Origin of the sequence: Methylobacterium sp. 17Sr1-1, assembly GCF_003173775.1 — a bacterium.
Classification (GTDB): Bacteria; Pseudomonadota; Alphaproteobacteria; order Rhizobiales; family Beijerinckiaceae; genus Methylobacterium.
In genome coordinates, this window is the sequence record NZ_CP029552.1 from 1,156,061 (window position 1) to 1,182,373 (window position 26,313).

Sequence of the window (26,313 nt, forward strand, 5' to 3'; positions counted from 1 at the left end):
GGATTTTTTGCCATGCCACCATCCTCCGTCCCGCTCTTCGGGCGCCGGAGCTTCCTCGCAGGCGCCCTCGGCGTCAGCGGCGGCGCGCTCGCCGCCGAGGGGCCGTTGCAGGTGCCAGCCTGGACCCGCGAGCCGGGCAGGGGCGTCGCGAACCCCGCCTACGGCGTGCCCTCGTCCTTCGAACGCCTGGCCCGCAAGCCGCGCAGCGCTCCGGCTTTCCCGGGCGCCGCCTCGACCGGCACGCCGCTCCAGCATCTCCACGGCACGATCACCCCGAACGGGCTGCATTTCGAGCGCCACCACGGCGGCGTGCCGTCGATCGATCCCGCGAAGCACCGACTGGTGGTGCACGGCCTCGTCGCGCGGCCCCTGATCCTGACCATGGACGACCTCGTCCGCCTCCCCAGCGTGTCGCGGCTGCACTTCCTCGAATGCTCGGGCAACACCCCGGCCTGGCAGACCACCAACCCGGCCTGGACGGTGCAGGACACCCACGGGCTCCTCAGCTGCGCCGAATGGACCGGCGTCGCGCTGGCGACGCTCCTCGACGAGGTCGGTGTCAGCCCGGAGGCGTCCTGGCTGCTGGCGGAAGGGGCGGATGCCGCCGCGATGACCCGCAGCCTGCCGCTCACCGCCCTCGACGGCGCGATCCTGGCCTATGCCCAGAACGGCGAGGCCTTGCGACCGGAGCAGGGCTACCCCTTGCGGCTGTTCCTGCCCGGGCTCGAGGGCAACCTCAGCATCAAGTGGCTGCGCCGGATCAAGCTCGGCGACCGGCCGTTCCAGTCCCGGGAAGAGACCTCGAAATACACCGACCTGATGCCCGACGGCACGGCGCGCCAGTTCACCTTCACCATGGAAGCGAAGTCCGTCGTCACGACGCCGTCCGGCGGGCACCAGCTCAAGGAGCCGGGCGCCTACGAGATCTCCGGCCTCGCCTGGTCGGGGCGGGGCCGCATCACCGGGGTCGAGGTCTCGGTCGACGGCGGTGCCTCCTGGCGCACGGCCGCCCTGCAGGAGCCGGTGCTGTCGCGCTGCCTCACCCGCTTCCGGCTACCCTGGCGCTGGGAGGGCGGTCCGGCCCTGGTCCAGAGCCGCGCCACCGACGAGACCGGTTATCGCCAGCCGACCCGCGAGGCGCTGGTGGCGGCCCGCGGCACGAACTCGATCTACCACTTCAACGGCATCTACGGCTGGCAGGTCGCGGCCGACGGGAGCGTGCGGCATGTGGCGTGAGATGGTTTTACGAGCCGCCGGGCTCGCAGCGTGTCTGATCTTGGTGGGGCCGATCTTGGCCGGGCCGATCTTGGCCGGGCCGGCCTCGTCCGATCCCCTCGGCCCCTACCGCCTCGGCCGGCCCGCGACGCCGGACGCCATCGCCGCCTGGAACATCGACGTGCGCCCCGACGGCGCCGGCCTGCCGCCCGGCCACGGCAGCGTCGCGGAGGGCCACGCGGTCTTTGCCGCCCGCTGCGCCGCGTGCCACGGCGAGACCGGACAGGGCGGGGCGGCCGACCGGCTGGTCGGCGGGCAGGGCACGCTCGCGACAGCCAAGCCCGTTCGCACGGTCGGCAGCTTCTGGCCCTACGCCACGACGCTCTTCGACTACGTGCGCCGGGCGATGCCGTTCGACGCGCCGCAATCCCTGTCCGATGCCGATGTCTACGCGGTCTCGGCCTACCTCCTGCACCTCAACGGGATCGTGCCGGCGGATACCGTCCTCGACGCGGCGAGCCTGCCCGCCGTGGTGATGCCGAACCGGGCCGGCTTCGTGCCGGATGCGCGGCCGGACGTGAAGGGGCCGTGAGGCCGTACGGGGCGGTTTAAGTAGACCTCACAAAACACCCGCCGCGCAGAGGACGCCACAGTGAGCGACGACGGTGGTCGGGAGTCTTGTGAGAGACACCAAGACGGCTCGGGTCAGCACCGCCCCGGCCGGCCAGGCACCGCTATCCAAGAACGGCAAGACGCACGGGATTCGCCCTCCCGGTCGGGAGAGGGCCGGAGCCGAGACCCAACCAGCTTGAACCTGCGGAGGATGGCTGAAGATGGTTTGCCGAGCATAGCCCCGAACCTGGGCCAGTGCGCAAGACCTAAAAGTAGCCCGATGCCGCCTACGACGCGGCCCACAAGAGCTAACTTGCTAAAGTGCATCGCACCAAAGCGGCACGCTCGCCCGCTCTCGAACCATTTTCAGTCTCAGCCGTTTTCCCTCGCCAATTCGGGCAATGCCGAACGAGGGAGAGGCTATCATGCGTCAATTGGTGTTTGCTGCCGCCACGACTGTCGTGCTGCTCGCATCGGGTGCTCCGAGCTTCGCACAAGGTTTCCGGATCGGGCCTGGCGGCGTGGAGATCGATGACGGACGAGGCTACCGCGAAGAGCGCGACGAGCGCCGCTACCGCCGCATGTGTCGGGAGCTTCGTGACCGGTGCGAGAACAGGGACGTGTACGGCGAGGAAGGGCAGGGCAACTGCCGCCGCTATCGTCGCATGTGCGGTTAAAGAGCGAAAGAGCGGTCGTCGCTCACTGCGAGATGCGACAAGCGCGGCCCTCGGTCTGAAACGACGAATTCATCGCCTTTCTGCCGACTTATACCAACGGCCCAAGATGCCGACGCATCAACGTCGATCTCGGGCAGGCCCGAGATCGACGAGGCCGTTGACCCATCTCGAATTTTCGACACAAAGCCAGAGACTTGACGAAAATTCGAGAGCGGAACCAAAGGTAATTTTCAACGACCGTTGGCATGAATCGAGCTGAGAATATCAAACACTCGATCCTTGCAGGATCGAGTGTTTGAAGAGCCCTCTGCTTTCTGCCATTGCGGCTCCGGTAATGGCGTGACCGCTCGAGGTTGCGTGGAGTGGTCGACTCTCACGGCCATCTCTCGAACGGGAGAGGGGGACCCGCGCGGCATTGTTATCCTTGGGACGGCTCAGCCGTTTTCGAGGAGATGACGAGGGCGACCCACGGCTACGCCGCTACCGCTGTCCCCGCCGGAACCGCGCCGCCGGATGGCTCGCCGGCAGCAGCCCATGGCCGGCCCCAAACACCTTCTCCCGCAAGGGGCCGGGCGCGTAGGCGGTCTTGTAGCGGCCGCGGCGTTGCAATTCCGGCACGACGAGGTCGATGAAGTCGCCATAGCCCTCCGGCGTCACCGCGTAGCTCAGGTTGAAGCCGTCGATGTCGGTGTCGTCCATCCAGGCTTCCAGGGCGTCGGCCACCTGCGCGGCCGAGCCGACCAGGACCGGGCCGCGCCCGCCGATGGCGTTGTGGGTGACGATCTCGCGGATCGTCCAGGTCTTCTCCGAGCGGGCGAAGGACTCGACCATCGAGGCGACCGCGTTGTCCTTCCGGATCACCGGGAACGGATCGTCGAGGTCGTACGGCGCGAGGTCAATGCCGGTCCAGCCCGAGAACAGGGCGAGCGCCCCTTCCGGATCGACGTGGGCGAGGTAGTCGCGGTGCTTGTCGTGCGCCTCCGCCGCGGTGCGCCCGACGATCACCGTCATCAGGGCGAAGAACAGAATCCCGGCGGGATCGCGCCCCCGGGCGGCGGCGCGGCGGCGGGTGTCGGCGACCGTCGCGGCGATGGCCGCCTTCGACGGGTCGCTCAGGAACACCGCCTCGGCATGTGAGGCGGCGAAGTCGCGGCCGCGGTTCGAGGCGCCGGCCTGGAACAGGAACGGCGTGCGCTGCGGCGAGGGATCGACGAGGTGGATGCCCTCCATCCGGAAATGCTCGCCCGCGTGCTCGATGCGGTGGATCTTCGAGGGATCGGCGAACAGGCCGCGCGCCCTGTCGCGCAGCACCGCGCCGTCCTCCCAGCTCTCCTCCCAGAGGCGGTAGACCACGTCGAGGAACTCGTCGGCGATGTCGTAGCGGGTGTCGTGGGCGGTGATCCCGGGCCGGCCCACCGCCCGCGAGGCCGCCGCCGAGTAGCCGGTGACGACGTTCCAGGCGATGCGCCCGTCCGTGAGGTGATCGAGGGTCGAGAAGCGCCGCGCCAGGGTGAAGGGCGGTTCGTAGGAGACCGAGGCGGTGATGCCGAAGCCGAGATGCTCCGTCACCGCCGCCATCGCGGAGACGAGCAGCATCGGATCGTATTTCGGCACCTGGGCGGCGCGGCGCAGGGCCGCCGCAGCCGTGCCGCCATAGACGTCATGGATGCCGATCCCGTCGGCGATGAACAGGGTCTCGAACAGGCCGCGTTCGAGGAGCCGGGCGACGTCGGTCCAGTATCCGAGGGTGTTGAAGTCCAGCGAGCGGTCGCGCGGGTGGGTCCACAGGCCGGGCGAGAGATGGACCGGGCTGTGGATCGCGAACCCGTTGACGCGGATCGGCTTCGTCATGCGGAAGGCCTCCTGGCGCGGGTTCACGGGATCAGCGGAAATAGTCCGGCAGGGTGAAGCCGTCGTAGAAGCGGTCGGCCCGGATCGCCGCCTGGAACGCGTCCGAGCGGTAGGCCGCCACGATCGCCTTCGCCCACGGCGTCTCCGCCTGGCCGCGGCGGACCGCCACCACGTTGATGTACGGCGCGGTCATCTTTTCCAGCGCCAGGGCCTCGGTGAGCTTGAGGCCGCTGAAGATCGCGAAGTTGCCCTGGATCGCCGCGAAGTCGACGTCGTCGAGGGCGCGCGGCGCCTGGGCGGCCTCCAGCGGCACGATGCGGATGCCGCTCGGATTGGCGATCACGTCGAGTTCGGTGACGTCGACCGGGTTGGCGTTGGGAGTCAGCCCGATCCAGCCGGCGTCGCGAAGAATCTTGAGCGCCCGCTCCAGGTTCACCGGATCGTTCGGCACCGCGACGGTCGCGCCCGGGCGCACGGCCGAGAGCGTCTTGTGCTTGCGCGAGTAGAGCCCCATCGGCGGCGTCGGCACCTGCACGATGCCGACGAGGTCGGTGCCGTTCCGCTCGTTGTAGGCCTTCAGGTAGACGCTGTGCTGCATCACGTTGGCGTCGATCTCGTCGAAGGCCACCGCCTTGTTGACCTCGAGCCCGGTGCTGAAATGGGCGTAGGCGATGCGGTAGCCCTGCGCGCCGAGGACAGGCGCGGCGCCGGCCTTGAACGCGTCCTCGTAGGGCCCCGGCGTGAAGCCGACCCGCAGGTCGCGCTTCTCGAGGGACGCCTTGATGGGGGCGCCCGCTTGGGCGAGGGCCGGAGCGGCGGCAGTCGCGAGCAGGGCGACCAGCCCGAGCAGGGTGGCGACGAGGGTGCGGCCGCTCGGACGGCGAGGGGACGGATCGGCGGTCATCGTGAGGTCCGGCGTGGGGAGAGGCGACAGGCTCGGCCGTGCCCCCAGCCTCTGTCAACGAGAATGTTCTTTTTGTAGAACGGCGGGATCGAAAGAGTGCTTCTTCACAGCCGCTCCGACGCAGTATGATCATTCCGAAAACGCCAAAATGGCCATTTGATCGATCACGAAAGCTTGCCTGATCCGTCGCCTCCGGCGAAAAGATCTCCATTGCAGAGCCGGCCGCCACCGTTCGTTCTCTTAAAAGAACGAATTTGTGAGGCGTCGGCGCAAGGTCCGGCGAGACGCGGTCCCGGATGGGATGCGCCGGCCGACAGGATGGGATGACCGAGATGACGCAGATCCAGGCCGGCTGGGGTGCGGGCCCGAGCGCCCGCTACGAGGATCTGGCCGAGCGCTTCCGGCCGGTCTTCCGCGAGATCCGCGCGGGCGCGCCCGCTCGCGACCACGACCGGCGCCTGCCCCACGCCGAGCTCGCGGCGCTGAAGGAGGCCGGTTTCACCACCTTGCGGCTGCCGCCCGAGGAGGGCGGGCACGGCGCGAGCCTGCCGGAGCTGTTCGGGCTCCTGATCGAATTGTCCGAGGGCGATCCCAATGTGACGAACGCGCTGCGCGCGCATTTCGGCTTCACCGAGGACGTGCTGAACTCACCCCATCCGGACTGGCGCCGCCAGTGGCTGCCGCGGCTCGCCGCACGCCAGACGGTCGGCAGCGGCGTCTCGGAGACCGGCACCGCCAAGGTCGGCAGCTTCGAGACCGTGCTCAAGCGGCGCGGCGACGGCTACGTCCTCGACGGCACCAAGTTCTACACCACCGGCTCGCTCTTTGCCGACTGGATCCATCTCGCCGCGGTCGACGAGGCCGGCCAGCCGGTCGGCGCCGCGGTGCCCCGGCGCGCCGCAGGGGTCGAGGTGCTGGACGACTGGGACGGCTTCGGCCAGGCGCTGACCGCGAGCGGTACGGCCAGGTTCAGCGGCGTCGCCGTCGAGGCGGCCTGGGTGAACCCCGATCCCGGCCGGTTCCGCTACGCCGTGGCGTTCTACCAGCTCGTCCACCTCGCGACGCTGGCCGGAATCGGCCGGGCGGCGGCAGGCGACGTCGCCCGCCTCGTCGCCGGGCGCACCCGTGTCTACAGCCACGGCAATACCGCCCGAACCGCCGACGACCCGCAGGTGCTCCAGGTGGTCGGCCGGGTGCGCGGGGCGGCCTACGCGGCCGGCGCCATCGTGCTCAAGGCGGCGGAGGCGGTCGGGCGCGTCTGGGAGGCCGACCGGGCCGGGGACGGGGAGGGGGCGGCCGTCGCCGCGACGGTGGCCGACGTCGAGGTCAACCAGGCGGTGACGGTGGTGACCGGGCTGGTGCTCGACGCCACGACGCAGATCTTCGATGCGCTCGGCGCGTCGTCGACCCGGCGCGGTCTCGCCCTCGACCGGCACTGGCGCAACGCCCGCACCATTGCGACGCACAACCCCCGCATCTACCGCGACCGCACCGTCGGCGACTTCGCGGTCAACGGCGCGGCCCCGCCGCGGCAGTATCGCGTTGGCGAGGCGTGAGACGATCGTCGTCGCGCCCGGCCACGGGCGCGACGGGCCGCGGGAGTCGGTCGGCTACGCCCTCGGTGCGTCGGGCGCACGGGCGACGTGGAGCCGCGCGATCCCGTCGTTGGCGAGCTGGGCCACGAGCTGCAATTCCCAGTCGATGGAGCCCTGCATGGCGGCTTGGGCGTTGTCGATGCCCTCCGCGCGTCAGCGGGATTGGCCGCCGCGGCCCGCCCGTCCGGCGAGGTCCGGTCGCGGGCGAGAGGACGTTCAGGGGCTCGCCCGCCAGCGGCCCCACGACGACTGAACCTGGAACCCATCCAGCCGCCGGCCCGTTGGTCGGTGGATCTTCATTTGGACCCGAGACCCCGCCTTCAGCCCCGCCGGCATCCGCCGAGCGGGGTTTTCTTGTGTCTGACATCCGCCCGCCGGTTCACTCGCCCTCACCCACCCCTCCGGCCACGGCATGTCCCAGCCGATGACGAGGTCACCCGCCGCTGATTCGCTCCGCGAAATCCTCCGGCACCTCGCCGGACTGCCCGCGGATCGCGATACGCTCGAGTTCGCCCGCCTCGTCGCACGCCCGGTCACTCAGCTGCCGCGCCCGGCTTCCGCACCGAGACCACGTTGAGCCTTGGATCTCAGGCGCTTGTTCTGGAAGACCAGCTTGACGGTGGCGCCGCTGCCCCGGTCCGACCAGAGATACGTCTCGAATGTGCCGAGCCCGGGGATGGTCGCAGTGGCATCGATGGTGCCGCGGCAGCCGAGCAGGCCCTCGACCTCGACGAGGCGCATCTCGGCTTGGAGCAGCTCGAAGGCGCCGAGGGTGACGGGGCATTGCGTCCGCTCGGTCGGCGGCCGGTGTGCGGCGACCCGTGCGAGCGCGTAGCGGGGCTGCGCCGGCAGCGCCGGCTCAGGAGCCGGCGACTGCGTGTGCCAGGTTCGTGCGGGCGCCGCGTCATCCCCCGTATCGGGGGAAGCGACCGGCACTCCGCCCGTATCGGGCACTTCCGCATGCAGGGTGTCGCCAGGTGCTGCGACGGGTCGTGCGCCTTCTGGTACGGCTCCGCCGTTTCGCAGGGCGGGGGTGAAGGCCGATCCCCGCCGCAGCCGGGCGGACCCGGTCGATGCGCCACCGCGATCGGACCCGTGAGGCGCCCGCTCCTCGCCCGCCTCGACGGGGGCACGGGCGTGGCCGACGACGATGGCCCGGCGCAAGGCCGTCTCGAGGCTGCGTAGGTCGCGGGCGAGGCTCTCACTCCGCCCGGTGCCGGCCGACCCGGAGCGGGTCTCGCAGGCTGCGAAGGCGGACAGGGCGTCACGGATCTCGTCCTCGGTCCACTGCCCGGCTGGCTTGCCGAACAGGTCGGTCTCCCCTTGGGGCACAGCTGACGCCGTGGGGGTGCTGAGCCGGCCGAGCCTCTTCTCCGCGAGGGCGCGGTGCGCGCCGCAGCCGCCGGCCGCCGCGAGGGCCGCGCGGAACGGTGAGGGTGCGGCGGCAAGGGAGGAGCAGCAGGTGGCGGCGATCAGGGCCGGTGCGAGAAGGAAGCGCATGCGGGCGGTCCCCGGGGATTAGGTCATGCTGCCTAACCGAGGGGCTCGACGTAAACGGACTCTTAACACTCGGGCCGGCGCAGGCGGGCTTCCGCCACCATGCCTTACCGTCCGTTGACCCCCTCACTCAGATCGACCGTACTCGGATTCCCCTGCCGGCAGGCAACCGCGCGCTCCTCGCGGGCTCGCGCCTTGCCGTCACCGTGGAGCCGTCCTCCGGCCCGGTCGTGGTTGCGGTGGTCGACGGCACGATGAGCCTGAAGCGCCTGGCGATGACGGGCCATCGGGTCGCGACAGACCTCTTACCGCTCGACGAGGCGCTGCGGTCGCCGGTCGATGCCTGCGATCGGGAGAGATCCGGGACGCTGATGTCGGCGACGGATGTCTGCAACTCCCGGTTCGGGCACGATGCCGTAGCGCCGACGCGGGCGGGGCTGGTCGATCGAAGTTCGGGATGTGCTCGCCGTGCTGTTGACCGATGTCCCGACGGTGAGTATGGCCGTCCAATCGTCTAATGTATCATCTGAATGACTTATCTACGCAAATTATCCAGGGCCGCGAAGATGATGGGCCGGCCCTGAATCAAGGCCAGCCCACCATTTCTCAGCCTTCCTTGAAGCCGTATTCGGGCACGCCCTCTTCGTTGCCGTAGTATTTATACGGTAAAAACTTGCCCGACAGGCTCATTTTGACCCGATCGCCCTTGTTGTTAGGTTCGCGCTCCATGGTCATATTGAAGTCGATGGCCGACATGATGCCGTCGCCGAAATCTTCCTGGATCAGCTCCTTCCAGGTCGTGCCGTAGACCATCACCAGCTCGTAGAAGCGGTAGATCAGCGGGTCGGTCGGCGGCATCTGCGGGATCGAGCCGCGATAGGGCGCCTCGTTCAGCATCCGCTCCTCGGCCTGCGTCAGCCCGAACAGGGCGGCAGCTTTCGCCGCCTGCGCCTTCGGCAGCTTCATCTGGCCCATGCAGGCGGCGGTGATCAGGATCGGCGAGATGCCGCCGATCTCTTCCTGGATATATTTCCAGGTCCAGCCCTTCTCGCGCTTGATGTCGAGGAGCTTCTCGGTGAGGTCTTCGCGCTTCATGGTGGTCTCTCCGTGGAGTTCGTGCCGTCAAGCGGGGACGGCGCGTCGTGGAACGCGGGATCGGCCGGGGAGATGTGGTTCCCCCGCCCGACCCCGCTTGGAGCGGTCCCGGGCGCCGGCCGAATGCGGCGCGGCGTCGTGCCCGGGGACCGGACGGGGCGGCGCAGGTCAGGCCCGGCGGGAGGGCGGTTCTGCCGCGATCGCGGCGGCGTCGGCCTCGCTCAGCGACGGACGGATGACGGGCGGGTGGCGCTGATCGTAACCGGCCGGCATCGCGTCGCGCAGGGTCTTGGAGCGGGACACGAGGAAGTCGATCAGGTGGTTGCGCAGGGCGTAGTAGCCCGGCGCGTGGTGGAGCTGCGTGCGGTCGCGGTCCTTCGGCAGCGGGTTCTCGACGATCTCGGCGACCTTCGCCTCCGGCCCGTTCGTCATCAGGACGATCCGGTCGGCGAGGTAGATCGCCTCGTCGACGTCGTGGGTGATCATGAACACGGTCTGGCCGGTCTCGACGCAGATCCGCCGCACCTCGTCCTGCAGCGTGCCGCGGGTGAGCGCGTCGAGGGCCGAGAACGGCTCGTCCATCAGCAGGATCTTGGGCTCGATCGAGAGCGCCCGGGCGATGCCGACGCGCTGCTTCATGCCGCCCGACAGCTCGGACGGCCGCTTGTGCTCGGAGCCGGCGAGCCCGACCGTGGCGATGGCTCGTCTGGCCCGGGCCTCGATCTCGGCCTTCGACGCCTTGCGCCAGCGCGACGACACCGCATAGGCGACGTTGCCGAGCACGCTGCGCCAGGGCAGCAGGGCATGGCCCTGGAAGATCACCGCGCGGTCGAGGCTGGTGCCCGACAGCGCCTTCCCGTCGACGATCACCGCGCCCTCGGAGGGCGCCTCGAGCCCCGCCAGGATGTTCAGCACCGTGGTCTTGCCGCAGCCCGAATGCCCGATCATGCAGACGAACTCGCCGCGGCGCATCGGCAGCCACAGGTTCTCGAAGATCGTGGTGGTCCTAGCGCCAGGCGCCGGGTAGCGCCGGGCGATCCCCTCGATCGAGATGAATTTTTCGGAGTTCGCCATGCGGCCTGTCCCGGCACCTTGGTCGGCGGCGGCAGCCTGCATGCGCCGCCTGAAGGGAAGGAGCGTGCTCATCGGAAGCCTCACTCGGGGCAAATCACTCGGGGCAAATCACTCGGGGAAGGTGACGAGGCGCTGAGCGCGGGCGAGCAACTGGTCGAGGACCATGCCGACGAGGCCGATCAACAGGATCGAGGTGATCACGTTGGTGATCGAGAGGTTGTTCCACTCGTTCCAGACGAAGTAGCCGATACCGGTGCCGCCGACGAGCATCTCGGCCGCCACGATGACGAGCCAGGCGATGCCGATCGAGATGCGCATGCCGGTGAGGATGGTCGGGGCAGCCGCCGGCAGGATGACCGTGAAGGCGCGCCGGACCGGCCCGACCTCCAGGGTGCGGGCGACGTTGAGCCATTCCTTGCGGGTGCTCGACACGCCGAACACCGTGTTGATCAGCATCGGCCAGAGCGAGCAGATGAAGATCACGAAGATCGCTGACAGCCCCGAATCCTTGATCGTGTAGAGGGCGAGCGGCATCCAGGCGAGCGGCGAGACGGGTTTCAGGATCTGGATGTAGGGGTCGAGCGCCCGGCTCATCAGCGGCGACATGCCGATGAGGAAGCCGACAGGGATCGCGACCAAGACCGCGAGCCCGTAGCCGAGCGCGACGCGCCCGATCGAGTAGGCGAGCTGGATGCCGAGCCCCTTATCGTTCGGGCCGCGGTCGTAGAACGGGTCCTTCAGGTGGGTCCAGATCGTCGCGCCGACATCGAGCGGGCCCGGCATCGCGGACTTGCCGGTGGTGGCGGTGGCACCCATCAGGGCGGCATAGTCAGGGTCCATCGCCTCGGTCTTGGCGGTCCCGCTCACCGCGACCTGCCAGATGAGCAGGATCGCGGCGAGCAGCGTCAGCGAGAGCACCGCCGCGCGGAGGTTGAGCGTGCGCGTCATGGCTCTAGCCTGCCCGCTTGATCTGGAAGGAGTCGAGGTATTCTTTCGGCTTCATCGGGTCGAAGGTCTTGCCCATCACCACGAAGCTCTTGGTGGTCGTCTCGGGCGGGGTGAAACCGTCCTGCTTCATCAGCCGGGCGGCGTCAGTCGCGAGGTAGACTTGTTTCGCCACCGCAGCGTAGTCGACGTCGCCCTTGAGCTGGCCCCAGCGCTTCATCTGGGTCATGATCCACACCGCGAAGGACTGCCAGGGGAAGGCGTCGAAATCGACCCGGTCGGGCACCCGGCGCACCTGTCCCAAGCCGTCGGCGAAGGTGCCGGTGAGCACCTGCTCGACCACGGTCAGCGGCTGGTTGAGGTAGTTCGCCGGGGCGATCGCCGCGGCGATCTCCTTGCGGTTGTCCTTGTTCGAGGCGTAGGCCGTCGCCTGGATGATCGCCCGCAGGAGCGCCGCGTAGGTGTTCGGCGTCTCCTTGATGAAGGCCTCCGAGGCCGCGAAGGCGCAGCACGGGTGGCGGTCCCAGATCTCCTTCGACAGGATGTGGATGAAGCCGACGCCGTCATAGACCGCGCGCTGGTTCACCGGATCGGGGGCGAGGAAGCCGTCGATGTTGTCGGCGCGCAGATTCGCCACCATGTCGGGCGGCGGCACGGCACGGATCTGCACGTCGGCGTCGGGGTCGATGCCCGCCTCCGCCAAGTAGTAGCGCAGCAGGTAGTTGTGCATCGAGTAGTCGAACGGGACCGCGAGCTTGAAGCCCTTCCAGTCCTTCGGGTTGCGTCGGTCCTTGTGCTTCATCGCCAGGGTGATCGCCTGGCCGTTGACGTTCTCCACCGCCGGCATCGTGTAGGCCTGGGGGGTGGAGCCGAGCCCGAGCGAGATCGCGATCGGCATCGGCGCCAGCATATGGGCGGCGTCGTATTCCTTGTTCAGGGTCTTGTCGCGGATCACCGCCCAGCCGGCGGTTTTCACCACCTCGACGTTCAGGCCCTGCTTCTCGTAGAAGCCCATGGGCTTGGCCATGATGATCGGCGTGGCGCAGGTGATCGGGATGAAGCCAACCTTCAGGTCGGCCTTCTCGGGCTTCGCTCCCTGCGCGAAGGCCTCCGCGACGAGCTTGGTCGGGAAGAACTGGCTCACTGCCGCGAGCGCCGTAGCGGCCCCGACGCTGCGCAGGAAGGCGCGGCGTTCGGCGTCGTGGGGGAAGAGCGCGCGCATCACCGCGCCTTCCACCGCCCGCTCCATGGCCGCCTCGCCCGTCGGCGCGGCATCATGGGCGGCCTGGCTCGCATGGGCGCCGCAGGAGCAGCCGCCGCGGGCGAGGCGGCGTTTGGCATCGAAGGGGTTGTCGAACAGGGCCATCGGCGCCTCGCGCGGTTCGGGACGCGAAACGAATGGCAAAGGGCGTGCCAAGCCGGACGGAAAAATTAAAACCCGTGAAATCAGTCGCTTGGCGCGAATATGCGCGATTACGATATCTCGTGTATAACGAGATGTCGTAGCTTCTTGACGAGATCTCGTGATGCACGAACCCACCTCGGACATGGCGGCTGATCGTGGTGGGGTGGCCGGCCTCGGGGTCGTCTTCGAAGCCGGCGCCGAGGCCATGCTGGTGCTCGATCCGGATGCCGACCGGATCGTCGACGCCAACGACGCCGCGTCGCGCCTTCTCGGCCACGCGCGGGATGTGCTGCGCGGCATGGCGGCGAGCGCGCTGCATCAGGGCCAGCTCGCGGCGCTGATCGTGTTCACGCAGGGCGTCCAGGCCAAGGGCCGCTGGTGGACTCATACGCTCACGCCGCGGCACGGGGCGGGTCGCACCCTCACCCTGGAGACCGTGGGCACGGTCCTGCCGGACCGGCTCGTCCTCTTCACCCTGTTCGATCTCGACGAGCGCCGCCAGCGCCAGGTCGACCGCGAGGCCGACCGCCACATGCGCGCCGGCCTCTCGGAATGGCAGCGGATGGAGCGGATCTTTCGCGATATCGAGCACGAGAACCAGCTGATCCTGCGCGCCGCGGGCGAGGGCATCTACGGCGTCAATGCCGAGGGGGTGACGACCTTCGTCAACCCGGCCGCCGAGCGCATGCTGGGCTGGCCCGCCGCCGACCTCGTCGGCCGGGACATGCACGCCGCCGTGCACCACACCCACCCGGACGGCTGCCACTACCCGCACCGGGACTGCCCGATCTACGCCGCCTTCCGGGACGGGGCGGTGCATCAGGTCGACGACGAGGTGTTCTGGCGGCGCGACGGCACGTCGTTCCCCGTCGAGTACACCTCGACCCCGATCCGCGACCGCGGCGCGCTCGTCGGCGCCGTCATCGTGTTCCGCGACGTCAGCCAGCGCCGCGAGGCGGACGAGCGCCTGCGCCACGCGCTCGCCGAGGTCGTGTCACTGCGTGAGAGGCTGGAACTCGAGAACGCCTACCTCAAGGAGGAGATCCGGGCGGGGAGCCATCACCAGGGCATCATCGGGCGGAGCCCGGCCATCGAGGCGATCCGGCGCCAGATCGACCTCGTCGCCGGTACCGACGCCACGGTGCTGGTCACCGGCGAGTCCGGCACCGGCAAGGAGCTGATCGCCCGCGCGATCCACGAGGCGAGCCGCCGCCGCGGGCGCCCGCTCATCCGGGTGAACTGCGCCGCGGTGCCGCGCGAGCTGTTCGAGAGCGAGTTCTTCGGCCATGCCCGCGGGGCCTTCACCGGGGCGTTGCGCGATCGCGTCGGGCGCTTCGAGCTGGCCGATGGCGGCACGCTGTTCCTCGACGAGGTCGGCGAAATCCCCCTCGACCTCCAGGGCAAGCTCCTGCGTGTGCTCCAGGAGCGCTCCTTCGAACGCGTCGGCGAGGAACGCACCCGCGCGGTCGACGTGCGCCTCGTCGCGGCCACGAACCGCGACCTGAAGGAGGAGGTTCGCCGGGGCCGCTTCCGCGGCGACCTGTACTTTCGCCTGAACGTCTTCCCGATCAGCGCCACCCCCTTGCGCGAACGGCCGGAAGACATCCCCCTCATCGCTCAGCACATGCTCACCGGGGCGGCGCACCGCCTCGGCGTGCCCGAGCCCCGCCTGACGGAAGGCGACGTCCGCCGCCTCATCCGCTACGGCTGGCCCGGCAACGTGCGCGAACTGGAGAACGTCATCGAGCGCGGCGTCATCCTGGCCCAGCGCGGGCGCCTCCGCCTCGACCTGTCCGAGGGGGAGGCGGAGGAACCCGCCCCGAGCGAGGCCCCCGTCCGGCCCGATCACGCCCTCGCCTCCTCCGGACCTCCGCCGCGCAGCGAGGCGGAGCGGCGCGCCCGCGACCGGGCCGAGATCGTCGAAGCGCTGGCCCTGTGCGGCGGCAAGGTATTCGGGCCGGGCGGCGCCGCCGAACTGCTCGGCATTCGCCCGACGACGCTCGCATCCCGCATCAAATCCCACGGCATCAAGAAGCCGTGATCGCCGGGCCATCCGGGACTGCCGCGCCCGGTCGCTGCGATCGCTTGGACCGTTGCCGGCATGCCGACGCCCGGCCCGTCCACCTCAGCGGACCTGCCGATCCCGAATTCAGCCCAGCCGGGCGCCCTCGTGCATCAAGTGGGCGATGGCTTGGCCGTGGGTGAGACCCGAGGCGATCACCTCCCGGCCGCGATAGATCGTGTAGGTGCCGTCCTCGGTCCCGACGATACGGATCTCAGGCATGGAGCGCTCCTCTGAGAAGCGGCTGCACGGACGCGACTGCGCCCAATGTACTCCGATCGGAGCGAAAGGGCGAGATGGCGCGACGCGGGCGGGCCCTTGCGCCGCGCGGAGAGCCGAAGTCCCGTGCTCGGCGCTGGCATTCGCGGCCGGCCGGCTGTGGAGCGGCGTTGTCCGGTGGCAATGGCCGATCCCGGCCCCGCCCATGCCTTGGCGGATGGGGCGATCAGCGCTGAGGTCGCTACCGCGCTCGGCCGTAACGAGGGATTATATGGGATGGGGTGCTCGTATGCCTTGCCGGCTCAGGAAGCAGCGCGATGAAAATGCCTCAGCGGCCCGCGGAGTCGGAGCCCATCAGCCTCGATCGCCGCGAGACGGATGAAGCCACGGGAGCAGGGGAACCTGCGGAGGCCGATATTGCCGCGGCCTTCCTCGTCGAGGTCATGGGGGAGGACGTCGCAGCCGCCTTCTTCGCGCGGTTCGGCGCGGTCATGCCGGAAGCCTGCCGCAGAGCGGAGAACTTGGCTCACGTGCTTCGCGCGCAGGACGAGGCGGAAACCGAGCTGCCCGCGAGCCAGGTGCGGCGCGTCGGAGCCGTCCAGGACTCCCCGGCGCCGGAGCACGAGCTGCGCCTTCAGGCCTTGGCGGCGACGATCGAGCGTGGGGAGGAGCTCGCGCCCATCGTCGTGATGATGCGGCCGAAGGCCTGCTCCGCCCGGCCCTACGATCTGATCTCGGGAGGGGACGAGTTCAGAGCCCTGGTCGACGTTCTCGGTCGCACGACGGTGCCGGTCCGCATCGCTCCGCCGGTCCCCGCCGAAACCCTCACCTTGTTCGACGGCGCGGATACCTGACCTGCCGGTCGGCGCGGCATGGAACGCCGCTCGCCTCATGGCACGGTCGAGCCGCAAGGACGCCCGACGGTCCGGCTCCCGGCGGCATGGTCGGGCGACGGGCGATGCCGGATCGGGCCGGCATTCCCGAAGTGCCAGCGTTGCGGCATCGTCGATTGACGGGACGCGCGCGGGCTTCATAGGCTGCCCCATGACCGCTGCCTCCCTCGCCCAGTCCGCTGCCCGTCCGGCCATGCCGGTCCTGGCGGCGCTCAGCGTCGCGCATCTGCTGAACGACACGTTGCAGTCGATGATCCCGGCGATCTACCCGCTGGTCAAGGACAGCTACGGCCTCGACTTCGCGCAGATCGGCCTCATTACCCTGGCCTTCCAGGTCACGTCCTCGCTGCTGCAACCGCTGCTCGGCTACGTGACCGACCGGAGGCCGTGGCCGCACGCGATGGTTGCCGGGATGGGGGCGACTTTGGCCGGGATCCTCGGCCTGTCCTTCGCGTCGAGCTACGCGATGGTGCTGGCCTCGGCGGCCCTCGTCGGGACCGGGTCCGCGGTGTTCCACCCGGAGGCCACCCGGATGGCGCGGCACGCCGCGGCGGGCCGGCAGGGTCTCGCGCAGGGCGTCTTCCAGATCGGCGGCCATGTCGGCTACGCGATCGGGCCGCTGCTGGCCGCCGCCGTCGTCGTGCCGCACGGCCAGGCGAGCCTGTCGTGGTTCTCAGGCATCGCGATCGTCGCGATGCTGCTGATGTCCTGGACCGTGTCGCTCCACCTGAACGACCGCCGCCGGCAGGTCGCCGCGGGCGCGAAGCCGGCGGAGGCGAGGGCGCCGGGGATGCCGGCGGGCCGCGTCGCCTTCGCGATGACGCTCCTGGTCCTGCTCCTGATGTCGAAGAACGCCTACCAGGCGAGCTTCACCTCCTACTACACCTTCTACCTGATCGAACGGTTCGGGGTCAGCGTGCAGGCCTCGCAGCTCATGCTGTTCGGCTTCCTGGTCGTCGGGGCGGCCGGCGTCATCCTGGGCGGCATGCTGGGCGACCGGATCGGTCGCGACCGCGTGATCTGGATCTCGATCCTCGGCCCGCTGCCGATCGCGCTCCTCCTGCCGCATGCGGACCTGTTCTGGACCGGCGTGCTGAGCATCGTCACCAGCTTCGTCATGGCGAGCGCCTTCTCGTCGATCCTGATCTACGCGATCGACCTCGTGCCGCACCGGGTCGGCCTGGTCGGCGGCCTGTTCTACGGCCTCTCCTTCGGGCTCGGCGGCCTCGCGGCGGGCGGGCTCGGCCTGCTGGCCGACCGGCTCGGCATCGTCGAGGTGTTTCGCCTCTGCGCCTACCTGCCGGCGATCGGCCTGCTGGCGTTCCTGCTGCCGCGGCGCGCAGGCTAAGAAATCGCTGGCACCGACGGCCAGGGCCCCACGCATCTTGACCGGACCGGCGCGTTCCTGGACGAGCGAATGGCCGGCGGATGGCAGCCACCGGTGCGAGCTCCCTTGGACGAGACGATGCCTGAAGACTCTCCTCACCCGACGCGCCGGACGGTCCTCGGCGGTGCCGCGGCCCTGGCCGCACTCCTCTCGGCCGGCGGTGCCGCGGCGCAGGCGCCGGCGCCCGCCGCACGGCGCTCGCGGCTGATCCTGCTCGGGACCGCCGGCGGCCCGACGCCGAAGCCGAACCGGGCCGCGCCGGCCCAGGCCATCGTGGTCGACGGGCACACCTACCTGGTGGATGCCGGCAACGGAACGGGCCGGCAGATGGTGCTGGCGAAGCTGAAGCTCGGCTCGCTCGATTCGGTGTTCCTCACCCACCAGCACTCGGACCACAACGCCGATTACGGCAACGTGCTGCTGCTCGCCTGGGCGACCGACCTCGCCCACCGCGTCGCCACCTACGGGCCGCCCCCGCTCGTCCGGATGACGCGCCAGTTCCTCGAGCTCAACGAGTACGACATCAAGACCCGGATGGCCGACGAAGGCCGGCCGCCGCTGGCCGACCTGATCGTGCCGCACGAGATCACCGGGCCCGGCCCCGTGATGCGCGACGAGCGCGTCACCGTGACGGCGGCCCTGGTCCAGCATCCGCCGGTCGAGCCGGCCTTCGCCTACCGCTTCGACTGCCCCGACCGGTCGATCGTGATCTCGGGTGACACCCGCTTCTCGCCGAACCTGATCGCGCTCGCCAAGGGCGCCGACGTCCTCGTCCACGAGGTCATGTACCTGCCCGAGCTCGAGAAGCTGATCGCCACCGAGCCCAACGCCACGACGCTGCGCGAGCACCTGATCGCCAGCCACACCACCACCGAGGAGGTCGGGCGCGTCGCGACCGAGGCCGGCGTCAAGACGCTGGTCCTGTCGCATTTCGTGCCGGGCGGCTACCCGTTCATCAAGGACGAGGTCTGGCTCGACGCGGTGCGGCCGCACTTCAAGGGTGAGATCGTCGTCGGGCGCGATTTGATGGAGCTGTGAGGGCTCGTTCCGGCGATTTCGCTCGGACATCTGGTACGAACACCGACGACACTCTCCGTCATCCCGGGGCTCGCCGAAGGCGCGAACCCGGGATCCATAACCGCTGACCTTTCAGAAGAGTCGGGACGCGTTCCGCTTCATCCCGAAGCGTCGGCGGTTATGGATCCCGGGTTCGGCTTTCGCGGCCCCGGGATGACGATGGAGGAACTCAATACGGTCGGGGCGAGCCCGAACGGTTCGGAACCGATCGTGCGCCACGTCGGCGATCCCACACGCTCACCCCAGCTCCGCCGCCAAAAACTCCCGCACCGCCCCTGCCTCGATTCCCGGCGCGATGAAGCTCTGCCCGATCCCGCGGGCCAGGATGAAGGTGAGCGCCCCGTCGCGGACCTTCTTGTCCTGGCGCATGGCGTCGAGGAGCTGGTCGGCGTCGCCGCAGCCGCCCGGCACCTGCGCCAGGGTGGTCGGCAGGCCGGCGAGCGCCAGGTGGTTGGCGACGCGCCCCGCATCCTGGCCCGGGCACAGGCTCAAGCGGGCCGAGAAACGGAAGGCGAGGCACAGGCCGATCGCGACCGCCTCACCATGGACGAGGCGGGCCGAATCGTAGGCGGTCAGGCGTTCCAGGGCGTGGGCGAAGGTGTGGCCGAGGTTGAGCAGCGCCCGCTCGCCGTCCTCGCGCTCGTCGCGCACCACGACGCCGGCCTTGGCCCGGCAGCAGGACGCCACCGCCGCCTCGCGCGCGGGACCGCCGGAGAAGATCTCGGCGAGGTTCGCCTCGCACCAGGCGAAGAAGGCCGGATCGTCGATCAGCCCGTACTTCGCCACCTCGGCGTAGCCGGCGCGCATCTCGCGCAAGGACAGGGTGTCGAGGGAGGCGGTGTCGGCGACGACGAGGCTCGGCTGGTGGAAGGCGCCGACGAGGTTCTTGCCGTGGGGCGAATTGATGCCGGTCTTGCCGCCGACCGAGGAATCGACCTGGGCGAGCAGCGTGGTCGGCGCCTGCACGAAGCGCACGCCCCGGCGCAAGGATGCGGCGGCGAAGCCCGCCAGATCCCCGACGACGCCGCCGCCGAGCGCGAGCACGAGGTCGCCGCGCTCGATCCGGTGACCGATCAGCCCGTCGCAGACCTGGGCGAAGCCGGCATAGCTCTTCGAGCCTTCGCCCGGCGCCACGGCGATCAGGGCGGTGCGCAAACCGGCCTCGGCCAGCGAGGCGGTGACGACCTCGCCGTATTCCGCCGCCACGGTCTCGTCGCTCACCACCGCGACGGCCTTTGCCTTGAGGGCGGCGACGCGGGGGCCGATCCCCGCGAGGAGCCCGCGGCCGATCAGGATGTCGTAGGCCCGCCCCCCGTCGAGGGGTACGTGAACCGTCTGCGTCTGCACTGTCGTCCTCGCAATCGCCCGGGATCTGCCTAGAGCGCTTCACGATCGCGCTGCCCTCGCGAAGCTCTCCAGGTCTTTGATTCGGCCGCATTTTCTACGACGAACCGGCATCCGCTTCGTCGGAAAATGCTCTAGGATCTGCTCGATCGGGCCCGCTACTGCGCGGCGAAGCCGTGGCCGGCGAAGGCGGGCGCGCCGGGGTCCGGGCTGGTCTCTCCGCCGTCCTGCGCCGGATCGGTCCCCGGATGCTCCGGCAGGCGGCCCGCCGGATCCGCCGGCAGATCGCCGGCCAGATCACCGGCCAAGTCACCGGCCATGTGGGCGTCCAGCGCCTCCAGCACGTCCTGCACCACCCGGTCGTGGGAGACGTCGCGGGAGACCACCACCACGTCGGCTCCGCCATAGACCGGATGGCGCAGGTCCATCAGCCGGCGCATCGTGCCCTCGGGATCCTCGTTCTGGAGCAGCGGCCGGCCGGGGCGCTTGCGCACCCGGCGCATCAGCACCTCGAGATCGGCCTTGAGCCAGACCGAGACCCCGGCCTCGCCGATGCGCTGGCGCGTCTCCTTGCGCATGAAGGCACCGCCGCCGGTGGCGAGCACCATCGGGCCCTCGCGCAGCAGGCGGGCGATCACCCGCTCCTCGCCATCGCGAAAGCTGGGCTCGCCGTAGATGGCGAAGATGTCCGGGATGGTCAGGCCGGCCGCCGCCTCGATCTCGTGGTCGGCGTCCTTGAAGATCAGGCCGAGGCGCCCTGCCAGGCGCTTGCCGACGGTGCTCTTGCCCGCGCCCATGAGCCCGACCAGCACGATCGAGCGCAGGCCGAGCCCCCGGCGCACGCGCGACTCGATCGACTGTTCATGAGGGGGACGCTGGTTCATGCGGCGTTCTTTAGCCTGTTTTTCGCGCAGGGCGAAACGGCGGATATCGGGGAAAAGCCGCGGTTCCGCCGCGGCACCCCGGATGGTCTTAGGCACCCGCGCAACAGCCGCCGGCATTCCGCAGGGCAGGGCGCCGGGGAGCCTTGCCTCGCCGGGCCCCGCATGGTCGAACCGACGGGCAAGGTGGCCCGCGACGACCCCGTCGCGCGCCGCTCGTTGTCACGCGTAGTCCGGGGCCCCGCCGACGTGCCGACCCTCTTCCGTTTCCTGGCCGTGGTGGCGATCCTGGCCGGGCTCGCCTTCGCGGCGATGTTCGCGCTCGCCACCTTCGTCGAGCCGACTCCGCGCGAGATCTCCGTCACGATTCCGAACGCGAAGCTGCAGCCGAAATGAGTGAGTTGGCCCCGCAGGGCCTGATGCACGCCTATCTCGACATGCTGGCCGCCGAGCGGGGAGCCGCCGCCAACACGCTGGCGGCCTACCGGCGCGACCTCGACGACTACCTCGCCCACTTGGCCGGGAAGCGGCTCCATCCCGGCGCCGTCGAGCCCGCCGGCATTCGGGCCTACCTCGCCGAACTGGAGGCGCGCGGCCTCAAGAGCACCTCGGCGGCGCGCCGGCTTTCCTGCGTGCGCGGCTTCCACCGCTTCCTCTACGCGGAAGGGCTGGTCGAGGGCGATCCCACCGCGCCGGTCGCCGGGCCGAAGCGCGGCCGCGGCCTGCCGAAGGTCCTGTCGGTGGCGGAGGTCGACCGGCTGCTCGCCGTCGCCAAGGACGCCGCCGCCAAGGCGCCGAACCCGGCCGAGGCGGCGCGGGCCGGGCGGATGCACTGCCTGATCGAACTCCTCTACGCCACAGGCCTGCGCGTCTCGGAGCTGGTCGCCCTGCCGCGAGCCGCCGGCGCGACCAAGGAGCGCTTCCTGGTGGTGCGCGGCAAGGGCGGGCGCGAGCGCCTGGTGCCGCTGACCGAAGTCGCGCGCAGCGCCATGGCGGCCCATCTCGCCACCCTGGCGGCGCCCGGGCCCTGGCTGTTTCCCGCCGACAGCGAGACCGGCCACCTGACCCGCCAGGCCTTCGCCCGCGACCTCAAGGCGGTGGCCGCCGCCGCCGGCATCCGCACCGACCGGATCAGCCCGCACGTCCTGCGCCACGCCTTCGCCAGCCACCTGCTGCAGAACGGCGCCGACCTGCGGGTGGTGCAGGAACTGCTCGGCCATGCCGACATCTCGACGACGCAGATCTACACCCACGTCCTCGACGAGCGCCTGAAGCAGATGGTGCGCGACCTCCATCCTCTGGCCGAGGCCTGACCCGGCCACGCCGCACGGGTGACGCGGCGGCCGGTGCGACCTATCTCGTCCCTCAAGGCGGCGTGACAGCCGCGGGGGGAAGCGCACGTGCCGGATTCGAGCCTGTCCATCGTCGCTCAGGTCCTGGCGCTGGGGCTCATCGCCGCGACCCTGCTGCCGTTCTGGCGCAGCCGGGCCGGGCTGGTGCGGACCTTCGATTTCCCGCGCTTCCAGATCGCCGCGGCGATCCCGCCGGTCCTCGTCCTGCTGGTGGTCGCCGGGCACGATCCGGCCTCCCTGGTCCTCGGGGCCGGGCTCCTCGGCGCGCTGGGCCTGCAGTTGCGCCATATCCTGCCCTTCACCCGCCTGGCGAAGCCCACCGCCCGCGCCGCGCCGGCGGACGCGAACCGGGACGCCAGCGTCTCGATCCTGATCGTCAACGTGCTGCAATCGAACCGGGCCTACGACCGTCTGCTCGCGGCGGTGGAGCGAAGCGACCCCGACCTGATCCTGGCGCTCGAGACCGATGCGGGCTGGCGCGACGCGCTCGCGCCGTTGCGGGTGCGCTACCCCCACGGGGTGGATCGGCAACAGGACAACACCTACGGACTCCTGCTCTATTCCCGCCTGCCCCTCGACGACGTGCGGGTGCGCTTCCTGATCGAGGACGACGTGCCCTCCGTGCGCGCCGGGGTCACGCTGCCGTCGGGCGACCGCTTCACCTTCCACGGCGTGCATCCGCGCCCGCCGCATCCTGGCAACAGCAGCGCGACCCGGGACGGGGAGCTGGTGCTGGTCGCCCGCGAGGTCGCGCGCGAGGGCGGTCCCACGGTGGTGGCGGGCGACCTCAACGACGTCGCCTGGTCGCGCACCACGGCCCTGTTCCAGGCGATCGGCGGCCTGCTCGATCCGCGGGTCGGGCGCGGGGCCTACCCGACCTTCCACGCCGGCTGGCCGATGCTGCGCTGGCCCCTCGATCACGTCTTCTTCAGCGAGCACTTCCTGCTCGCCCGGCTGGAGCGCCTGCCGCATATCGGCTCCGACCATTTCCCGATCCTGATCGCCCTGTGCCGCGATCCGCGGGCCGAGGCCGTGCAGGAGCCGCCGGCCGCCGACGCGGAGGACCACCGCGAGGGCGCCGAGGCGGTGGCCGAGGCGCGGGAGGAGGCGAACTCGTGAAAAGTCAAACAGTATGACTATTCAGCCGGGCGCTGCCGTGCTGTAAGGATCCGGTCGGCGCCCCATCGCGCCTCACGAGCCGGTTTCCCCCGCGGATGCGCGCCCCCTTCGCCATGCCTCGTACTGCACCATCGGGCCTGGTGGTGATCCCGGCGGGGCGCTCGCGCTCCAACCACGCCGAGGTGGCGCGCAGTCTCGGCACCGCGATCATCGCCGGCCGCTACCCGGCGGGGGCCAAGCTGCCGGGGGACGGCGAGCTGCTCGCCGCCTTCCGGGTGTCGCGGCCGGTCCTGCGCGAGAGCGTCAAGACGCTGGTGGCCAAGGGGCTGCTCACCACCAAGGCCCGGGTCGGCACGGTGGTGCGCGAGCGCGCGGCCTGGAACATGTTCGACGCCGACGTGCTGGCCTGGCACCTGGAGGCCGGCATCGACCGGCGCTTCCTGCGCGACCTGGCGGAGATCCGCCTCGCGGTCGAGCCGGCGGCGGCGGCGCTCGCCGCCGAGCGCCGGACCCCCGACGATCTCGCCGCCCTGGAGGCGGGCCTCGCCCGGATGCGGGCCGAGCCGTCCGATTCGATCGGCTTCGCCGAAGGCGACCTCGCGCTCCACGTCGCGGTGGCGGTAGCGTCCGGCAACCCGTTCATGCGCTCGATCGGCGGGGTGATCGAGGTGGCGTTGCGCGCCTCGTTCCAGCTCAGCGCCCCGGTCGAGGCGGCGGAGCGCGAGACGGTGCTCGCCGCCCACGCGACCATCGTCGCGGCCATCGCGGCCCGCGATTCGACGGGCGCGGCCGAGGCCGTGCGCCAGGTCATCCACAACGGCCTGCGCCGCCACGGCGCCGCGGCCTGAACATCCACGGAGGTCACGCCATGACGAACGCATCCCGACCCTATCGCGGCGTCTTCCCGGTCGCGCCGACGATCTTCCACGAGGACGGTACCCTCGACCTCGACGGCCAGCGCCGGGCGATCGACTTCATGATCGAGGCCGGGTCGCACGGCCTGTGCATCCTCGCCAACTTCTCCGAGCAGTTCGTCCTCACCGACGCCGAGCGCGAGGAGGTGATGACAGCGGTGCTGGAGCACGTGGCGGGCCGCGTGCCGGTGATCGTCACGACGACGCACTTCGCCACGCATATCTGCGCCGAGCGCTCGCGCCGGGCCCAGGACCTCGGCGCCGCCATGGTGATGATCATGCCGCCCTATCACGGGGCGACGATCCGGGTGACCGAGGCCGGCATCGCGCGGTTCTTCAGCCAAGTGTCCGACGCGATCTCGATTCCGATCATGATCCAGGACGCGCCGGTCTCCGGCACCACGCTGTCGGCCGCCTTCCTGGCGCGGCTCGCCCGCGAGGTCGCGAACGTCTCGTACTTCAAGATCGAGACCGCGCAGGCGGCGGCGAAGCTGCGCACGCTGCTCGAGCTCGGCGGCGACGCGATCGAGGGCCCGTGGGACGGCGAGGAGGCGATCACGCTGCTCGCCGACCTCGATGCCGGCGCCACCGGCGCCATGACCGGCGGCGGCTATCCCGACGGCATCCGCCAGATCATCGATCCCTACCTCGCCGGCCGGCGCGACGAGGCGGTGCAGGCCTATGGCCGCTGGCTGCCGCTCATCAACTACGAGAACCGCCAGACCGGGCTCGCCGCAGCCAAGATCCTGATGAAGGAAGGCGGCATCATCCGCTCCGACGCGGTCCGGGCGCCGCTGGAACTGCCCCACCCGGCGACGCGGGCCGGACTGATCGAGATCGCCCGGAGCCTGGACGCGGCGGTGTTGCGCTGGGGGCGGTGAGGGGGGTGGTCTCTACGGCTCTGAGTCGAATCCGGAGCCTGACTGAGTTTCCTCCGCACTCCTGACACCCGCAGGGTCATCCCGGGGCCGCGCAGCGGAACCCGGGATCCATAACCGCCGACGCTTCAGGATGAAGCGGAACGCTGGTCACTGTATCCTGAACTGTCGGCGTTGATGGATCCCGGGTTCTCGCCTGCGGCGGGCCCCGGGGGATGACGTTGAGAGAGACCGATCTGTTTGCCAGACCGATCGGCGTCATCGATCAACGCGCTTGAGGTTGAGGGTGTCAGGCGAGCCGAGCGTCGTCGTAGATCGGCTCGAAACTCAGCGCGACACCGATCTCCGGCAGGTCGACCGTCTCGGTGCACGCCATGACGGAAAAGCCGCCCTCCGGGTTCCGCCGATGCACCGTCACCGATCGCCGGTCCTGCCGCACGAGCACTACGCTCCGGATCGACGCGACGGCGGCGTGGGCCGCGCGCTCCGACGCCCGGTCCTCCCGGAAAGGCCAGAGCCGTCGAGGCTCATCGGAGGATGACGCGTCTCGGCGGCGCGCCTGGCAGGCACTCCCGATTGTCCACCACCATGCTACCAGAGGTCAGGCCAGGCGGAACGCCCGCACCAGCACCGCCGCCTGGGCCGGCCGCAGGCTGTGCAGGGTGCCGACCAGCACCAGCCGGTTGAGCCAGGCATGCGGCCCCTCGGGCGCCGTGACCGCGATGGTCGAGAAGCGATAATCCGGCGCGCCGTCGCGGCCGGGATCGATCAGCACCTGGTTGCGCACGGTGAGGATCGCCCCGTCCTCCGCCTTCATCTCGTAGAGGGCGTCGAGCTGCCGGACGCCGTCCTTGCGCACGAGCTGCCGGTCGGCGCCGCCGGGCAGGACCGTGCCGCGGATCCGCGGCCCCTGGAAGCGACCGCCGGTGATCGGCACGATGCGGCGCTCGCCGAGCGGGGAATCGCCGAGCGGCACCAGCGGGGCGATCTCGACCACGGCCTCGTAGACGAGCTCCGTCCGTGGCGGCACCAGCGGCACATCGGTCAGGCCGCCGGGCACCCCCTCGGCGGCGGCGTTCCCCGCGAGGGCGAGGCCGGCGCCGGCCAGCAGCAGCGTGCGGCGGTCGGGATGCGGGGCGTCGCGATAAGGCATGGCGGGTCCTCCCTTGTCGTTGTCCTGCGATCATGCGCCCGGCTCGCGCGCCGCGACAGAGCAAGGACGCGCTGCCGCAGCGTTCCGCACGACGAATCCCGTCGCGCTCGCTTGACGGCCCGAGCCCGGCGGGGCCGAGTGGGCCCGCCACGATGCCTGGGCGC

Annotated in this window: 25 protein-coding genes; 13 read left to right on the forward strand and 12 right to left on the reverse strand. The window is 70.4% G+C overall.

Features of this window, described 5'->3' with window-relative positions:
• The first annotated feature begins 12 nt into the window (after positions 1–12).
• The 3 genes from soxC (at position 13) to DK412_RS05180 (ending at position 2,504) form a co-directional block, all read left to right on the forward strand.
• A complete protein-coding gene (gene soxC, locus DK412_RS05170; RefSeq protein ID WP_109971076.1) occupies positions 13–1,236 on the forward strand; it encodes a sulfite dehydrogenase in 1,224 nt (407 codons plus the stop codon).
• Between the two features lie 55 nt (positions 1,237–1,291).
• Positions 1,292–1,807, forward strand: coding sequence for a cytochrome c (locus DK412_RS05175; RefSeq protein WP_245447439.1), 516 nt, complete (start codon positions 1,292–1,294; stop codon positions 1,805–1,807).
• A gap of 445 nt (positions 1,808–2,252) precedes the next feature.
• Positions 2,253–2,504, forward strand: coding sequence for a hypothetical protein (locus DK412_RS05180; RefSeq protein ID WP_109971078.1), 252 nt, complete (start codon positions 2,253–2,255; stop codon positions 2,502–2,504).
• A gap of 480 nt (positions 2,505–2,984) precedes the next feature.
• Here DK412_RS05180 and DK412_RS05185 read toward each other — a convergent pair whose 3' ends face one another.
• Together DK412_RS05185 and DK412_RS05190 are read right to left on the reverse strand one after the other, a co-directional pair.
• Complete coding sequence (locus DK412_RS05185; RefSeq protein WP_109975073.1) at positions 2,985–4,355, reverse strand: LLM class flavin-dependent oxidoreductase; 1,371 nt, start codon at positions 4,353–4,355, stop codon at positions 2,985–2,987.
• Between the two features lie 31 nt (positions 4,356–4,386).
• Positions 4,387–5,259 carry a MetQ/NlpA family ABC transporter substrate-binding protein gene (locus tag DK412_RS05190; RefSeq protein ID WP_109971079.1) on the reverse strand — a complete coding sequence of 291 codons (873 nt, stop codon included), beginning with the start codon at positions 5,257–5,259 and terminating at the stop codon, positions 4,387–4,389.
• 332 nt (positions 5,260–5,591) lie between these two features.
• Here DK412_RS05190 and DK412_RS05195 point away from each other — a divergent pair, with 332 nt between their 5' ends.
• The gene (locus DK412_RS05195) at positions 5,592–6,815 is read left to right on the forward strand and encodes an acyl-CoA dehydrogenase family protein (protein WP_109975074.1); all 1,224 of its coding nucleotides are present in this window, start codon (positions 5,592–5,594) and stop codon (positions 6,813–6,815) included.
• A 576-nt stretch (positions 6,816–7,391) separates the two neighbouring features.
• On the opposite strand, the gene DK412_RS05200 is transcribed toward DK412_RS05195, so the two are convergent.
• From DK412_RS05200 to DK412_RS05220, 5 genes are all read right to left on the reverse strand, one after another.
• Positions 7,392–8,354, reverse strand: coding sequence for a hypothetical protein (locus tag DK412_RS05200; RefSeq protein ID WP_109971080.1), 963 nt, complete (start codon positions 8,352–8,354; stop codon positions 7,392–7,394).
• Positions 8,355–8,957: 603 nt separating this feature from the next.
• The gene (gene cynS, locus DK412_RS05205) at positions 8,958–9,446 is read right to left on the reverse strand and encodes a cyanase (protein WP_109971081.1); all 489 of its coding nucleotides are present in this window, start codon (positions 9,444–9,446) and stop codon (positions 8,958–8,960) included.
• 168 nt (positions 9,447–9,614) lie between these two features.
• The gene (locus DK412_RS05210) at positions 9,615–10,592 is read right to left on the reverse strand and encodes an ABC transporter ATP-binding protein (protein WP_162596123.1); all 978 of its coding nucleotides are present in this window, start codon (positions 10,590–10,592) and stop codon (positions 9,615–9,617) included.
• Between the two features lie 36 nt (positions 10,593–10,628).
• Positions 10,629–11,468 (reverse strand): nitrate ABC transporter permease, encoded by an 840-nt coding sequence (ntrB, locus tag DK412_RS05215; protein WP_109971082.1) that lies wholly within the window; start codon positions 11,466–11,468, stop codon positions 10,629–10,631.
• 4 nt (positions 11,469–11,472) lie between these two features.
• Positions 11,473–12,831: a CmpA/NrtA family ABC transporter substrate-binding protein gene (locus DK412_RS05220; RefSeq protein WP_109971083.1), complete on the reverse strand. Its 1,359-nt coding sequence runs from the start codon at positions 12,829–12,831 to the stop codon at positions 11,473–11,475.
• Positions 12,832–13,012: 181 nt separating this feature from the next.
• Between DK412_RS05220 and DK412_RS05225 the strand changes: the two genes are divergently transcribed.
• Positions 13,013–14,911, forward strand: coding sequence for a sigma 54-interacting transcriptional regulator (locus tag DK412_RS05225; protein WP_109975076.1), 1,899 nt, complete (start codon positions 13,013–13,015; stop codon positions 14,909–14,911).
• A gap of 108 nt (positions 14,912–15,019) precedes the next feature.
• Here the strand turns inward: DK412_RS05225 and DK412_RS31345 are convergent, their stop codons facing one another.
• Entirely contained in the window at positions 15,020–15,154 is a 135-nt protein-coding gene (locus DK412_RS31345) for a hypothetical protein (RefSeq protein WP_280142293.1), read from the reverse strand.
• A gap of 314 nt (positions 15,155–15,468) precedes the next feature.
• On the opposite strand from DK412_RS31345, the gene DK412_RS05230 reads away from it, so the two are divergent.
• From DK412_RS05230 to DK412_RS05240, 3 genes are all read left to right on the forward strand, one after another.
• On the forward strand, positions 15,469–16,005 hold the full coding sequence (locus DK412_RS05230; RefSeq protein ID WP_109971084.1) for a hypothetical protein: 537 nt from the start codon (positions 15,469–15,471) through the stop codon (positions 16,003–16,005).
• Positions 16,006–16,195: 190 nt separating this feature from the next.
• Positions 16,196–17,392 (forward strand): MFS transporter, encoded by a 1,197-nt coding sequence (locus DK412_RS05235; RefSeq protein WP_109971085.1) that lies wholly within the window; start codon positions 16,196–16,198, stop codon positions 17,390–17,392.
• A gap of 117 nt (positions 17,393–17,509) precedes the next feature.
• Complete coding sequence (locus DK412_RS05240; protein WP_109975077.1) at positions 17,510–18,469, forward strand: MBL fold metallo-hydrolase; 960 nt, start codon at positions 17,510–17,512, stop codon at positions 18,467–18,469.
• A 276-nt stretch (positions 18,470–18,745) separates the two neighbouring features.
• On the opposite strand, the gene aroB is transcribed toward DK412_RS05240, so the two are convergent.
• Together aroB and DK412_RS05250 are read right to left on the reverse strand one after the other, a co-directional pair.
• Entirely contained in the window at positions 18,746–19,855 is a 1,110-nt protein-coding gene (aroB, locus tag DK412_RS05245; protein WP_109971086.1) for a 3-dehydroquinate synthase, read from the reverse strand.
• Between the two features lie 155 nt (positions 19,856–20,010).
• Positions 20,011–20,736, reverse strand: a complete 726-nt coding sequence (locus tag DK412_RS05250; protein ID WP_109971087.1) for a shikimate kinase — start codon at positions 20,734–20,736, stop codon at positions 20,011–20,013.
• 246 nt (positions 20,737–20,982) lie between these two features.
• On the opposite strand from DK412_RS05250, the gene DK412_RS05255 reads away from it, so the two are divergent.
• From DK412_RS05255 to DK412_RS05275, 5 genes are all read left to right on the forward strand, one after another.
• Entirely contained in the window at positions 20,983–21,129 is a 147-nt protein-coding gene (locus DK412_RS05255) for a hypothetical protein (RefSeq protein WP_048433578.1), read from the forward strand.
• Positions 21,126–22,046, forward strand: coding sequence for a site-specific tyrosine recombinase XerD (locus tag DK412_RS05260; protein WP_109971088.1), 921 nt, complete (start codon positions 21,126–21,128; stop codon positions 22,044–22,046). The genes DK412_RS05255 and DK412_RS05260 overlap by 4 nt, the downstream gene beginning before the upstream one ends.
• 87 nt (positions 22,047–22,133) lie before the next feature.
• A complete protein-coding gene (locus DK412_RS05265) occupies positions 22,134–23,204 on the forward strand; it encodes an endonuclease/exonuclease/phosphatase family protein (RefSeq protein WP_109971089.1) in 1,071 nt (356 codons plus the stop codon).
• Positions 23,205–23,299: 95 nt separating this feature from the next.
• The gene (locus DK412_RS05270) at positions 23,300–24,052 is read left to right on the forward strand and encodes a FadR/GntR family transcriptional regulator (protein ID WP_245447440.1); all 753 of its coding nucleotides are present in this window, start codon (positions 23,300–23,302) and stop codon (positions 24,050–24,052) included.
• 20 nt (positions 24,053–24,072) lie between these two features.
• Positions 24,073–24,999: a dihydrodipicolinate synthase family protein gene (locus DK412_RS05275; RefSeq protein WP_109971090.1), complete on the forward strand. Its 927-nt coding sequence runs from the start codon at positions 24,073–24,075 to the stop codon at positions 24,997–24,999.
• Positions 25,000–25,285: 286 nt separating this feature from the next.
• Here DK412_RS05275 and DK412_RS30040 read toward each other — a convergent pair whose 3' ends face one another.
• Positions 25,286–25,435, reverse strand: a complete 150-nt coding sequence (locus DK412_RS30040; RefSeq protein WP_162596124.1) for a hypothetical protein — start codon at positions 25,433–25,435, stop codon at positions 25,286–25,288.
• A 162-nt stretch (positions 25,436–25,597) separates the two neighbouring features.
• Positions 25,598–26,149, reverse strand: a complete 552-nt coding sequence (locus DK412_RS05280; protein WP_109971091.1) for a DUF3237 domain-containing protein — start codon at positions 26,147–26,149, stop codon at positions 25,598–25,600.
• Positions 26,150–26,313 lie beyond the last annotated feature (164 nt).